This window comes from Trinickia caryophylli, assembly GCF_034424545.1.
In the GTDB taxonomy this organism is placed as follows: Bacteria; Pseudomonadota; Gammaproteobacteria; order Burkholderiales; family Burkholderiaceae; genus Trinickia; species Trinickia caryophylli.
The window spans coordinates 588,979-602,274 of sequence record NZ_CP139971.1 but is presented as its reverse complement, the minus strand read 5'-3'; the positions used below and the strand labels follow the sequence as shown (position 1 = coordinate 602,274).

Here is a 13,296-nt window from a genome sequence, read left to right as displayed (position 1 = left end):
CACGGGGAAGGTGGGCCGACCAGGATTCGCGTTCACGCATCGTCGACGGGCTGACGAGACGACCATGTCGCTCACGCCGCTCACACCGCTCACACCGCTCACACCGCTCAAAGGCGATTTGAAGCCGTAGCGCGCGCGCTGGGGGGCGCGAAACGGCATATCGCAAGCGGTACGATCGCCGCCGCCGCACTGGCGAGGAACGTGACCGGTGCCCCGAAGCGATCCCAGAGCCATCCAGCGAGGACGCCTGAGGCCAGCATTGCCACGCCGCTCACCAGATTGAAAATGCCGAACGCGGTGCCGCGCAGCGCGGGCGGAGCGGCGTCGGCCACCATCGTTGCCAGCACGCCTTGCGTGAAGCCCATGTGCAGCCCCCACAGCACGACACCGCAAAACACGGCGAGGGCCGAAGCCTGGAACCCGAGCAACAGGTCCGCGGCGATCAGCAGGGCGAGACCGATCGCGAACGGCACGCGCCGATCGAACTTGTCCGAGAGGCGGCCGGCCGGATAGGCCGATAGCGTGTAGCTGATGTTCATGACGACCATGACTGCCGGCACCCACGCGAGATCGAACCCGGCGTCTTTCGCGCGCAGCACGAGGAAGGCCTCGCCCACGCGCACTAGACTGAATGCGGCCCCGATGACGACGACGATCCAATAACGGCTTTCGAACGCTCCCAATGCCCGCCACTGAAGCAGCGCGCGAAATGGTGCTGGCGTCGTATCGCGCGCGGGCCGGGTGTCGGGCTCGCGAACGCCCAGCACGAGCAGCGCAACACAGATGAAAGCGGGAATGACCGCAAACCAGAGGACCGTGCGAATGTCGTTGCTGAACACGAACATGAGCGCGATCGCGCACAGCGGCCCTGCCACGGCACCGACGGTATCCATCGATTGACGCAGGCCGAAGCAGGCGCCGCGGATCTGCTCGGGCGAGACGTCGGCGACGAGTGCGTCGCGCGGCGCACCACGGATGCCCTTGCCGATGCGGTCGAGAAGACGCGCGGCGACGACGACCGCGGGCACGCCGGCCAGCGGAAACAACGGCTTCGTGAGCGCGGCGAGCCCATAGCCGAGCAGCAGCAATAGCTTGCGTTGTCCGAGCCAGTCGCTGAGCGGCCCCGAAAACACCTTGACGATCATCGTCGTTGCTTCGGCGGCGCCTTCGAGTGCGCCGAGGGCCGTAACGCTCATGCCCATCGTCGCGACGAGGAAAATCGGCAACAGCGCATGAATGAGTTCGGAGGACAGATCCATGAACAGGCTGACGAAGCCCAGTGCCCAGACGGTGCGGGGAATCGCGTGCCGGTGCGGAGCGGAGGAGGGTGTACTCATCGAATGCCGTTGGCGAAGGGAGCGTGGCGGATGACGCATGCGTATGCAGGCGCGGTTAGCCGATTGTGGCATGAACGCGCCGGCTGTCGGTCGTTCTCCGCGCTCGTCGCAAAGCCGTCGTGGAAAAACCCGAATCTGCTCGCGCATCGAAACGTCAGCCCCAGACGATCAGCAGCTACCGCGACGCGTTCCGTCTCCTGCTCAAGTTTTTCCGCCGCCAAACTGCACGTCGAGCCTGTGGCGCTCAACGTCACCGATCTCGGGCCGGACGTCATCCTCGCATTCCTCGAAAGCCTTGAGCGCGAGCGAAACAATTCGGCGCGCTCCCGGAACGCTCGACTCGCCGCGATTTGCTCCTTCTTCCGTTGGATTGCTGTCGCGAGACCTGATCTCGCGGGCCTGGCCACGCCCGTGCGGGCCATCCCCACGAAGCGCACCGACCGTCGTCTGATTTGCTCTCTCTCACGCCCCGAGATACAAGCGATCCTGGCCACCCCAGATCTCTCCTCGCCCTCCGGACGAGGTGACCATGCGCTTCTGCTCACAATGTACAACACGGCTGCACGAGTCTCGGAAATCACGTCGATGGAATCTCGGCAGATCGAGTTCGGCAGTCGCAGTAGCTTCGTTCATCTGCATGGCGAGGGACGGAAGGAACGGAGCGTTCCCTTGTGGACACGCACGGCTGACGCCCTGAGAAAGTGGACGCGCGAGCAAGATAAGGAACCGGGCGCGCTGTTGTTCACGAACTATCGCGGCGAGAAGCTGACACGCAACGACGTCGACGCGATCCTGCAAAAAGCCGTCTCGCGCGCGACCGACGCCTGTCCTGCCTTGAGCGGGAAGCACGTCTCGCCCTGAAGGAGAAGGCGCTGAATCGGCTTCAGCCAGCGGGGCAGACCACTCCGCGGTTTCGTGCAACCGACAAGGTGATGGCGTTCCTCGAGAGTCTGTGATTATGTTCACCGCGGCGGCCCAAGACGTCGGTCACTCAATGCGTTACGGCCGCCGCTGCGCATAATCCGGTGCTGAGCATAATCGCCAATTTTTTTGGCCAAAATGGCCTTACGCTGCTGATTCGAAAGCGAAATCAAAGTCGATCGTCAGATCGAGCGGAAGGTGCCAAGCCGGCTGATGTGGTTCCTGGGGTAGGTGAGAGCGCCTCAAGCACCTCGGCATCGACCGGATGGCGCTTCGCCTGCAACTCTTTCAGCTTCCTGGACATCCACGGCACGTTGTAGTGGATGTCCATGTTCGCGACGAACTGGTTGTACTTGATGACCTTGCGCTGCACGTGCCGGAGGTTATCGGCGTGACATCCCCACCGGACATCAGCCGACCCGGAGATGCGCCGCGCGATTCACTCCGCGACGAACAAGAGCAAGCAGGTCAACGACTTCGCGAAATGGCCATCAAGGGTGGCCAGGGCAACGTTCAAACGTAAGTAAGTCCTATTTCTAAAAGCGCGTTTGTCGGGACGGTGAGAACACCGACATCATTGTCGCCTTTCTGTCATGAATGAACTTTGTCTTTAACGGCCCATCGTTGCTAACCAATTTGGATAGATTTTTAATCGACTACTCATGACGTCTTCTGAAAAGAAACCTGTCCGCGAGTTGCTTCGCTTCTGGACAAGCTGGGAGATGCTCATCATTCAGGGCGTCAGCGTGGCGATTGTTGTGTTCTCGCCGGACGATGTGCTGACCCAATATCCGATGCTCTCTGAATTTGTGGATGTTGTGGCTAGGTGGTTTCCACCCTTGAGCGCCCAACAGAGGGTATCGGAATTTCCTCAAGTGACTGGCTTGTACTTCTCCGTCATGTATTTTGTCACGCCACTGATTCTTTTTCAGTCTCCTAGGGCTAAGAATGAGATTTTTAAAGGTGGCAAAAATTACGACATAAGACCAATAAGATATTGGGTCGCAGCGGTAATGTGCTGTGCATTTTGTTTGTTATCACCATTTTTTCTTTATTTGTGGGATGACGCAAAAGATGAATTGCTTCCGTCGACGCCCATAAGATCATCTAAGTTATGGTTGGCGGTGTTAGGGTGGACCTCCGCTGGAGGTTGGGCATGGCTGACCATTTCTCATACCATGTGGATTCCTATTTTTGCTGTTGGAAAAATATTGAAGATTAAATTGAGAGACTGATATGGCATCTGAAAAGACAGAAGATAATGTGGTGAAAGATGTGTTTCAAGAAACGCTTTCGCAATACACCTCCAGACTTATCGAAAAAGGGGCGGAAGCGCTTAGAGGTGCGGCCAGGGACACGCGTTCGCTTGCGAGTGCGGCGGCTGATCGCGCCTCGCATTTCAAGTCCTTGCTAGCCAACCTGGACACGCTCACTACTTCGGTCCATCAGCAGCTATCTAGTTTGGAGTCGAGCAAGTTGTCGTCACAGGCGCGAGCCTACGCGGAAGCATATCGGAGTGAGGTCGGCAAGGCAGAAGGATTTTTTAAGTCTGCAGTGCGAGGCCAGAATGCGTCGACGGTCATGTCGGCGTTCGGTAAAAACCTGGGTGGGTTGATCAGTGCCATTGGGTTCATTTCAACCGTTTCCGATCCGAAAGCGACCGAATTTTCGGTCGGCAGAGAACTCGCGGCGCTAGGAGGAGGCATTCTGGCAGGATGCGCGGTTGGGTTAGGTGGCGCAGTTACAGCGGCAGGGGTGACTGCAGTCGCTGCGCCAGTCATTCTGGCGGTGGGGGGAACGGTTCTCGCCCGAAAAGCCTGGGACGTCTACGCCAACGCCATCGGTTGGGACGAAAAAACCTCGCCGAACTTCCATGACACGATGCTCAGCACTGTCGGCACAATCCGCAACGCATTCGGATTCGCAGTGAACAACGATGGAAGCTCCGGCGCTGCGACAGAACTGGATAGCAGGCTATCCACCGATCTCATGGGCGTCGGTATCGTCACTTGGCCGGACGGCACGCGCCAGATAATGCAGGGCGATTCCACCGGCGGCCTGTCCGAACTGACCTTCCGCAAGGACGGCGGTTATACGAAAGTGACGCGTGAAGCCGATGGCAGGATTGGCCACCATACCGTGGATGCCCTTGGAACGATCATCCGTTTCCAATCGGCCATGCCCGCGGACGTGACGCTTAGTCACAATCAGTTCTACGCCGACGAGGTTGCGAACAATCTCAATACGATTTCGGACATCACGGGCGTACCAGCCGCCACCTTGATGGGCTTGAACCCCGCGCTTGGCTTAAATTCGGAATCGCAGCCGATTGGCGCGGGGCAAATCATCAATCTGCCGGCACCGACCAATCTGATCAACATCGATATCAACGCCAACCCGCAGCCGCGAAGTGGTTCAACAAGCGAAGGCCAGGCGGCGCAAGACGTGCGCAACGGCTTCGTTCTGAACAGCGCGACCAGCAAAATCTCGTTCGCTGACGGCACGCTCGACAAGACCGATTTCGTTTCCTCACAAATGGGCAGCTTCGCCACCGGCGGCGTTCGCCCCGGCGAATTTCAACTGGATCCGAACGCCAAGCCCGGCGCATACCTGAGCACACGCTTCCTGGATCCGCTCTCAACGAGCAATCCCAACGCTCTGGGATTGAACGCCACCGTACTCAACGGCTTGTCGGCCATGACGACGTTCAACACGTACATCGATCCGATCCTGCTCGATCTGTCCGGCGACGGTATCAAGATGACCGGCATCGAAGACGGCGTCATGTTCGATGTCGATCACGGTGGCACGCTCAAGCGCACAGGCTGGGCGGATCGGTCGACCGGCATGTTGGTAGTCGACGACGGCACCGGCCAAATCGTCAACGCGAGCCAGATGCTCTCCGAGTATTACGGAGGGCGGGCGGGAACGAACGGCGGTCCAGGCGCAACGCCGTTCAAGGACGGGTTCGGCGCGCTCGCGAGTATCGACGCAAACGGCGACGGCACGATCGACAGCAACGACCCAATCTGGGGCAAGCTCAGAGTATGGGTGGATAGCAACCATGATGGGCAAAGCGACGGCGAGCTCAAGACACTCGATGAGCTAGGCATCACGCAAATCACCGTCAGTGCTACATCGGGTGCCACCGGCGAGACGCAAAACGGCAACGAAGTGCTAGGCCGCGGCACGTTCGTAATGAACGGCCAAACCCGCGAATTAATGGCGGTGAATTTCCTGGCCGATCCGGTCAGCAATACGTTCACGGCGGTGGATGGCGGCAGTCGGATCACGTCGACGACCGGCACCGTGACGCGCACGGCTTACTCGAGCACGAGCGCATCCGCCGAAACGCTCGATGCGGCTACCCTCGGCGTCGAGAACGTCTATGCCGGCCGCGGCGATACGACGCTGATCGCTTCGACGTCGGGAAGCTGGCTGGTCGGCGGGGGCGGCAGCAACACCTACCAAGGCGGCGTGGGCGATGACGTGTTCGTCGTCAGCGCGCGCGACAACCCGAACAACATCCACGGCAACGGCGGCCGCGATACGGCGATCATCGTCGGGGATCAGGGTGTCGCGCTGAACATGGCCAAGGCCGGCCTGACCATCGCCGAAGGCGGACGCGGTGACGATGTAATCGTGAGCGGCGGCAACAGCAGTGCTTTCATCAAGGGCGGCCAGGGTAATACAACGGTCATCGGCGGCGGTGGCAACGACGTGCTTGTGGGCGGATCGGGTCGCAACACGATCATCGGCGGCACGGGCAAGGCAGTCATTTACGCGGGGCCGAGCGGCGACGCCATTTATGCGTCCGCCCAAGGCAGCATTATTCATGCGGGCGGTGGCCCCGATCGAATTTTCGGCGGGGCTGCCGACGATGTGATCGAAGCGGGTCACGGTAACGGATTCATCGATGGCGGTGGCGGCACCAACGTCGTCACGCTGCATGGAAACCACGGGGACTACACGATCACCCAAACCGAAACGGGCTACACGATTGCCGACCATCAGGCCGGGCGCGATGGCGCGCTCACACTGGAGAACATTCAGAAGCTGAATTTCTCGGATATTTCAGCTGTCGATCTGACGTTAGCTAACCCGATGCCGGTGTCTGACGCACTTCGTGTCGATCAGGTGGGCCACTCGTTCGACCACACGCAGCCGCATCTGATCGCGGCCTCGCAGTTGCTCGCAAACGATCAGCCCTTGGGCAGCGAGGGGCCGTTGACGATTGCTTCCGTCGGCAATGCCGTCGGCGGAACGGTAGAGCTGACGCAAGCGGGCGACGTTCTCTTCACGCCAGATCCGACTTACTCGGGCGTGATGAGCTTCAAGTACGGGGTAACCGACGCCGCGGGCAATCCGGCTGCATCGGTGGTGGATCTGAACAGCGGCAAAACCGCGCCGATGCGCGCGACAGCTACGTTGTCTGCACCGGAGGTGCCGACCGATCCGCTGGCACCGCAGGAATGGTATTTGAGCGACGCGAACATCGTTCCGGTTTGGCAGGACTATACCGGCAAGGGTGTTCGCATCGGCCAGTTTGAGACAGGCGGCGATTTTGCAACGGAGCCGGAAATTCTCGACGTCAATCATCCGGACCTCGCGCCCAACATCGACCCGACGTGGCTGGCAACGCAGCAGAGCAAAGGTACGATGCCGCAGGCAGTATCCAACCACGCGACGATGGTCGCTGGCGTGATGGTCGCAGCTAAGAACGGGCAAGGCGGCGTGGGCGTTGCGTATGACGCGACCATCGGCGGGCATTATTTGGCGAACAGTGGCGCCGATCTGACCAGTCTTGGCAATATGGTCAGCTATGACATCGCAAACCATAGCTGGGGATTCAAGCATGATTTTGCGATGAGCAATCTGCAGGAAGGCTTGATCAACACCGAGAGCGCCTTGCTTGCGAACGCTCAGTATGCCGCTAATGCGGGACGCGGAGGGCTGGGGACGGTAATTGTCGCTGCAGGCGGGAACGCGCGTGAAACCGGCGGAACTGCGCAGGGCTCGCTCACAAGCAATAACCGCTTCACGATCGAAGTCGGTGCGATCAACGCCCAGAGCGACCTGTCGACGTTGCAGCTCGGCTCGGCGCCGTTCTCGAACCCGGGGGCGAGCTTGCTCGTGTCCGCCCCGGGAAGCAATGTGGTGTCGACGAGCCATATGCTGGAGACGGACCGCGGCTCCACCTTCGGCAGTCAGTACAGCGACATGCAAGGGACGAGTTTCGCCACGCCCATCGTGTCAGGGGTTGTCGCGCTCATGTTGCAGGCCAATCCGAATCTCGGTTATCGGGACGTTCAGGAAATCCTCGTGCTGTCCGCCCGAGGCGTGCGGGACGGAGCGACGCAGTGGCGTGAGAACGGCGCGCGCAACTGGAACGGCGGTGGCATGCACGCGAGCCACGACTATGGTTTCGGCGGCGTGGACGCACGCGCAGCGGTGCGGCTGGCGGAGTCGTGGAGCAAGCAGAGCACGGGCGAGAACGAGCGCTTACACGCCGGTAGGAGCGGCGAGCTCGGCCAGACAATCACAGCGGGTTCTACCTTCCGTTCGACGCTCGCGATGCCGCCCGGCCTCGCCGTACAGCACGCCGAGATCGATTTCGACGCCGACTTCGGGCGCCTAGGCGACGCGGTCATCAAGCTGATTTCACCGGACGGGACCGAGAGTATTCTGCTAGATCGCGCGGGCAAGGCGCCTGCTGGCACATGGGGCGCTAGCGACGCCGACGTGGGTGATCCACGCGCGGGGATTCTCAAGTACACGTTCATGTCGACGCATGACTGGGGCGAGCGCTCAGGGGGTGATTGGACGCTCGAAGTGACGGACGCAGCGAACGGCCTGCCCATCAAGCTGAATCAATGGTCGCTACGCCTATACGGTAACCACGCAACTGCCGACGACACGTATTTCTATACCGATGAGTACCGGAGCCAAGCCGCTGCAAACGCGGCCCGCGCACACCTCGACGACAGCATCAACGGTACGGCTGGGGGGCGGAACACGCTCAATGGAGCCGCGGTGTCGGGTGATATGTCGGTCGACCTGAGCACCGGAACCGCGAACATCGCAGGTGCGCCCTTGACGATCAATCAGCCCGACAGGATCCAGAACATCGTGACAGGGGTCGGCAACGATCGGCTGGTTGCAAGCAATAGCGACGCGCTGCTCGACGGCGGGCGCGGCACGAACGCTCTGGTTGGCGGCGCGGGCAAGGACTTCTTCGTCGTGCATCGGCGTGCAAATGGCATCGATACGATCGAGAATTTTGACGCGACTCGCGGGGAGGTGATCGATCTCGTCGGCTTTGCCGGCAAGAACTTCAGCGACCTCACGCTGACGCAGCAGGACGGGGAGGTGCACATCGAACTGGGAGAGGCGCAGCGCATCGTCGTCAAAGGGCAAACCGTTGAGGCTCTGGCCGCGGAACGTTTCCTGTTCCAGGACAGCTTTGTTGCACCGGCGAGCTATGTCGACAGCGCAGCGAATAGCGCTGGCCTGCCGAACGAAGGCGGGACGGTCGTGCTCAATGGCGGCGCGCGAGGCGTGAGTTATACGAGTGACGCCGACGGCAGGTTGATCGCGTCGCTGGCAGGCGTGGTCTACAGTCACGATTCGGCCACATCCGATACATTCGTGATCGAGAAGCAGGATGTGGCATCGAGCTATCGCAACGCGTTGCGTGGATTCAAGCATGGGGTCGACAAAATCGACCTGAGTCGTACTGGTATCACGCGCTTTAGCGATTTGGCGATCGAGAAGAGCAATCGCGCGACGATCAACGGCCTCACGCAGATTCACGGTGTGAGCCTTCTGAGCAAGTCACTCGGCACAGCCGATAAGCCGCTTGAACTCGTGTATCTGGATGCGCTGGACCCCGCTCAATTGACCGAGTCGGATTTCATTTTTGCGAAGCCCGAACCGGGGTTGGCCGGGGTAGTCACCCCGCCTCCCGCAGTGACGGGCGAGCCTGGGTACGGTGCTGTTGATGCTCTGGTGCCGGCCCAGTCGCCCGACCTTGATGCCGTGAGTACGATCCCTCCGGCGCAGGCTAATGAAGTTGCGCCGATCGCGGCGATCACCGTCGATCCGATACTGCCCAGGGCTATAACGGCCGATGTCGATCTCGCCCGACTGATCGAATCAATCAAAATAGAGCCGATTCGGCCGATCGAACCAATTAAAATCGAACCAATCCAGCCGATAAAGCTTGTTGAAGTTTCCTCGTCCCTCGGCTCTATGTCGAGCTTCAATGTCGAGAAGCTGGTCCAAGCGATGGCGGCGTTCACGCCGCCTGAAGCGGGAACTATCTCCTTGACTCCGGAGCAACAAACGACGCTGCAACCCGTCCTGGCCGCTAACTGGCATTGAAATTCAAATAAGAAACGCCGTCTGCGGCCGCGGCTGCAGACGGTAACGTTGCTGGGTCCGGCCCGGCACGCCCGATTCCACATGAACGATTGTCACCAAACAGCTTCGCCACCCGATCCCGGGCTGGCGGCCCTTGCGCTGATCGCGCAATTTCACGGCATGCCCACTGATATCGAACAAATGCGCCACGCGAGCGGGCAACCGGCCGGCCAACTTGCCTTGGCGGATCTCGAACTGGCGGCGCGCTCACTCGGGCTCAAGACGCGTCGCGTGCGAACGACCGCCGGGCGCCTCGTCTGCCTACCCAAGCCCGCGCTGATGCTAGATAAGGGCGGCGCGCATTTCGTGCTTGCGGCTTGCGACGCCGACAAGGCGCTGATCGCCGAAGCCAACGCGACAAGCCCAACCGTCTCCACGCCCGAAGCGGTCATGGCACGCTCGGACGGACAGGTGCTGCTGATCGCGTCGCGCGCGTCGCTCGCTGGCCAGCTTACGCAGTTCGATTTCTCGTGGTTCATTCCGGCCGTCGTCAAATACCGCCGCCTGCTGCTGGAGGTGCTAGCGGTGTCGGCGGTGCTACAGGTCTTCGGCCTCGTCTCGCCGCTGATGTTCCAGGTCGTGATGGACAAGGTCATGGTCAATCGCGCGTTCAACACGCTCAATGTCGTGTGCGTCGCGCTATTGATCAGCGCAATCTTCGAAGTCCTGTTGAACGGGGTGCGCAACTACGTATTCGCGCATACCGCGAGCCGAATCGACGTAGAGCTGGGTGCGCGGTTGTTCCGGCATATGCTGGCGTTGCCGCTCGCCTATTTCGGTGTCCGTCGCGTCGGCGATACGGTCGCCCGCGTGCGTGAGCTCGAGAATATCCGCAACTTTCTCACCGGCCAGACGCTAACGGCGCTGATCGATCTGTGTTTCTCGATCATCTTTCTCGCCGTCATGTGCATGTACAGCGTGTGGCTCACGCTTGTCGTAGTTGTCTCATTGCCGGTGTATGCGGTCATCTCGATGATGATTACGCCGATGTTGCGCCAGCGACTCAACGAGAAATTCGCGCGTACCGCCGACAACCAATCGTTCCTTGTCGAGACTGTGTCGGGTATCGAAACCATCAAGGCGATGGCTGTCGAGCCCCAGTTCACGCGCCGCTGGGACAACACGCTGGCCGGCTATGTGTCGGCGGGGTTCAGGGTCACATCGCTCGGCAACGTGGGCCAACAGCTGATTCAGCTCGTGGGCAAGCTGGTATCGCTTGTGACGCTGTTCCTCGGCGCGCGCTTCGTGATCGAGGGTAAGCTGTCGGTCGGCCAGCTCGTCGCCTTCAACATGATGGCGCAGCACGTTGCCGCGCCTGTGCTGCGGCTCGCGCAGCTGTGGCAGGATTTTCAGCAAATCGGGATCTCGATGAGCAGGCTCGGGGATGTCCTCAATACCCGTACCGAGCTGCCACAGAGCCGCCAGACACTGCCGACGCTGCATGGCAACGTGAGCTTCCACGACGTGCGTTTCCGATATCGCCCCGACGGTCCCACCGTCCTCGACGGGGTGTCGCTCGACATCAAGGCGGGGGAGGTCGTGGGCATTGTCGGTCGTTCGGGCTCCGGCAAGAGCACGCTGACGAAGTTGCTGCAACGGTTGTACGTACCGGAGCAGGGGCGCGTACGAATCGACGGCATCGACCTGACCCTTGCAGACCCTGCGTGGCTGCGGCGGCAAATCGGCGTCGTACTGCAGGAGAACCTGCTGTTCAATCGCTCGATTCGCGAGAACATCGCCCTCACCGATCCCGGCGCATCGCTCGATGTCGTCATCCGTGCCGCGCAGCTCGCCGGCGCACACGAGTTCATATCTGAAATGCCGGAAGGCTACGACACGGTTGTCGGCGAGCACGGCTCGAACCTTTCCGGCGGCCAGCGGCAGCGGATCGCGATCGCGCGGGCGCTGGTGACCAATCCTCGCATCTTGATCTTCGACGAGGCGACGAGTGCGCTCGACTTCGAAACCGAACGCGTCATCCAGCGCAACATGCAGGCGATATGCACCGGCAGGACGGTCATCATCATCGCGCACCGGCTCAGTTCGGTGCGCCATGCGAATCATATCGTCGCGATGGACAAAGGCCGGGTCGTCGAGAGGGGCACGCATGATTCACTTCTCGAACTGCAGGGATATTACGCTCATCTCGTGTCGCTGCAGCATGCGTGACATCTTCTACAGCAGCAACTGATCATGCTGAAAATTCAAGCGCTCGGCGCGCTGATTGCGCGCTACGCTGCGGTGTTCCGCGAATCATGGCGGATTCGCCATACCCTCGATACACCGCCGCGGCAGTCGCACGAACGGGCCTTCTTGCCCGCACATCTTGAACTCGTCGAATCGCCGGTGCATCCGCTGCCGATGTGGACGATGCGCATCATCGTAATTCTTGGCGCTCTGATCGTCGTGGTTGCGTTGATCGGCCGACTCGACATTGTCGCGGTAGCGCCCGGCAAGCTGATTCCGAAAGAACAGGTGAAGACCATTCAACCCGCGCTAACGGGCGTCGTGCGCCGCATTCTGGTGCGCGACGGCCAACGTGTGCAGGCGGGACAATTGCTGATGGAGCTCGACACGACCCAAGCTGCGGCGGACGCCGACAAGGCGCGCATAAGCCGCGTCGACGCTGCCCTTACCGCCGAACGATCGCGGGCGCTGCTGGCCGCGCAGGAGCAGGCCAAGATGCCGATGCTCGACAAGGTCGACGGCGCGAGCGAATCGCAATCGCTCCAAGCTCAGCGCGTCGCGGAAAGCTTCTACGTCGAGTACCGGGACCGCCTGAGCAGCGCGCAAGCGGAACTGCGCAAGCGTGAGGCAGAACTCGCGACGACCAGGCAGCACATCGCCAGGCTTGCCTTGACCGCGCCGCTCGCAAGGCAGCAGGCGAACGATTACGAGTCACTGTCCGCCGACAAGTACGTGGCCAAGACCGAATACCTGGACAAGGAGCAAACGGCGCTTAGCCAGGAGCATGAGCTCGCGGCCCAGCGCAGCCGCTCGCAGGAGCTCACGGCCGCGATTGCGCAGCAGCGCGCCGAAATCGCCGCGACGACGTCTCAGTTCCGGCGTCAGCAGATGGAACTGCTCGAAAAGGCGACTCAGCAGCTGGCGCAAAGCCGCAAGGACGAGACGAAGGCGGATACGAGGCAGAAACTGCTGAGCCTGACCACGCCTGTCGACGGCACCATTCAGCAGTTGCGGATTCATACGCTCGGCGGCGTAGCCACCGCCGCGTCGCCCGTCATGGACGTGGTGCCGGACGACACGCTCGAGGTCGAAGCGAGCATCGAGAATAAGGACATCGGCTTCGTCAAGTCCGGGCAACCTGTGACCGTCAAAGTCGAGGCGTTTCCGTACACGCGTTACGGCTACCTGGCCGGCACGGTCGAAGCCATATCGAACGATGCAGCGCACGATCGCCGGCGCGGCCTGACGTTTCCGGTGCGCGTCCGGCTTGCGACGAACCGAATCCGCGCAAACGGTACGTGGGTCAATCTCACGCCGGGTATGGCCGTGACCGCGGAGATCAAGACCGGCAAGCGTAGCGTCGCAAGCTATTTCCTCGACCCGGTAATGAAAACTGCCCAGGAGAGCTTGCGTGAACGTTAGGCGGAGC

6 protein-coding genes and 1 pseudogene are annotated in these 13,296 nt (G+C 60.9%); 5 read left to right on the top strand and 2 right to left on the bottom strand.

The features are described 5' to 3' along the window. Positions 1–107: 107 nt before the first annotated feature. Positions 108–1,337 carry an MFS transporter gene (locus U0034_RS21910; RefSeq protein ID WP_085224825.1) on the bottom strand — a complete coding sequence of 410 codons (1,230 nt, stop codon included), beginning with the start codon at positions 1,335–1,337 and terminating at the stop codon, positions 108–110. 30 nt (positions 1,338–1,367) lie between these two features. Between U0034_RS21910 and U0034_RS21905 the strand changes: the two genes are divergently transcribed. Beyond that, positions 1,368–2,198 (top strand): tyrosine-type recombinase/integrase, encoded by an 831-nt coding sequence (locus U0034_RS21905; RefSeq protein ID WP_158243480.1) that lies wholly within the window; start codon positions 1,368–1,370, stop codon positions 2,196–2,198. Between the two features lie 204 nt (positions 2,199–2,402). Here U0034_RS21905 and U0034_RS21900 read toward each other — a convergent pair. Next, positions 2,403–2,717 (bottom strand): annotated as a pseudogene (locus U0034_RS21900) (Tn3 family transposase); the annotation flags it as partial. Between the two features lie 203 nt (positions 2,718–2,920). Here U0034_RS21900 and U0034_RS21895 point away from each other — a divergent pair. The 4 genes from U0034_RS21895 (at position 2,921) to U0034_RS21880 (ending at position 13,289) form a co-directional block, all read left to right on the top strand. Beyond that, complete coding sequence (locus tag U0034_RS21895) at positions 2,921–3,493, top strand: hypothetical protein (protein WP_139831111.1); 573 nt, start codon at positions 2,921–2,923, stop codon at positions 3,491–3,493. A gap of 1 nt (position 3,494) precedes the next feature. Beyond that, on the top strand, positions 3,495–9,641 hold the full coding sequence (locus U0034_RS21890; protein ID WP_199187031.1) for a S8 family serine peptidase: 6,147 nt from the start codon (positions 3,495–3,497) through the stop codon (positions 9,639–9,641). Between the two features lie 81 nt (positions 9,642–9,722). After that, on the top strand, positions 9,723–11,849 hold the full coding sequence (locus U0034_RS21885; protein ID WP_085224831.1) for a type I secretion system permease/ATPase: 2,127 nt from the start codon (positions 9,723–9,725) through the stop codon (positions 11,847–11,849). Positions 11,850–11,873: 24 nt separating this feature from the next. Further along, positions 11,874–13,289: an HlyD family type I secretion periplasmic adaptor subunit gene (locus U0034_RS21880; protein WP_176072582.1), complete on the top strand. Its 1,416-nt coding sequence runs from the start codon at positions 11,874–11,876 to the stop codon at positions 13,287–13,289. The last annotated feature ends 7 nt before the right edge of the window (positions 13,290–13,296 follow it).

Excerpts from the sequence above, each read along its gene's own strand:
- U0034_RS21910 (WP_085224825.1), bottom strand. The coding sequence starts at position 1,337 with ATGAGTACACCCTCCTCCGCTCCGCACCGGCACGCGATTCCCCGCACC.
- U0034_RS21905 (WP_158243480.1), top strand. The coding sequence starts at position 1,368 with ATGACGCATGCGTATGCAGGCGCGGTTAGCCGATTGTGGCATGAACGC.
- U0034_RS21895 (WP_139831111.1), top strand. The coding sequence starts at position 2,921 with ATGACGTCTTCTGAAAAGAAACCTGTCCGCGAGTTGCTTCGCTTCTGG.
- U0034_RS21890 (WP_199187031.1), top strand. The coding sequence starts at position 3,495 with ATGGCATCTGAAAAGACAGAAGATAATGTGGTGAAAGATGTGTTTCAA.
- U0034_RS21885 (WP_085224831.1), top strand. The coding sequence starts at position 9,723 with ATGAACGATTGTCACCAAACAGCTTCGCCACCCGATCCCGGGCTGGCG.
- U0034_RS21880 (WP_176072582.1), top strand. The coding sequence starts at position 11,874 with ATGCTGAAAATTCAAGCGCTCGGCGCGCTGATTGCGCGCTACGCTGCG.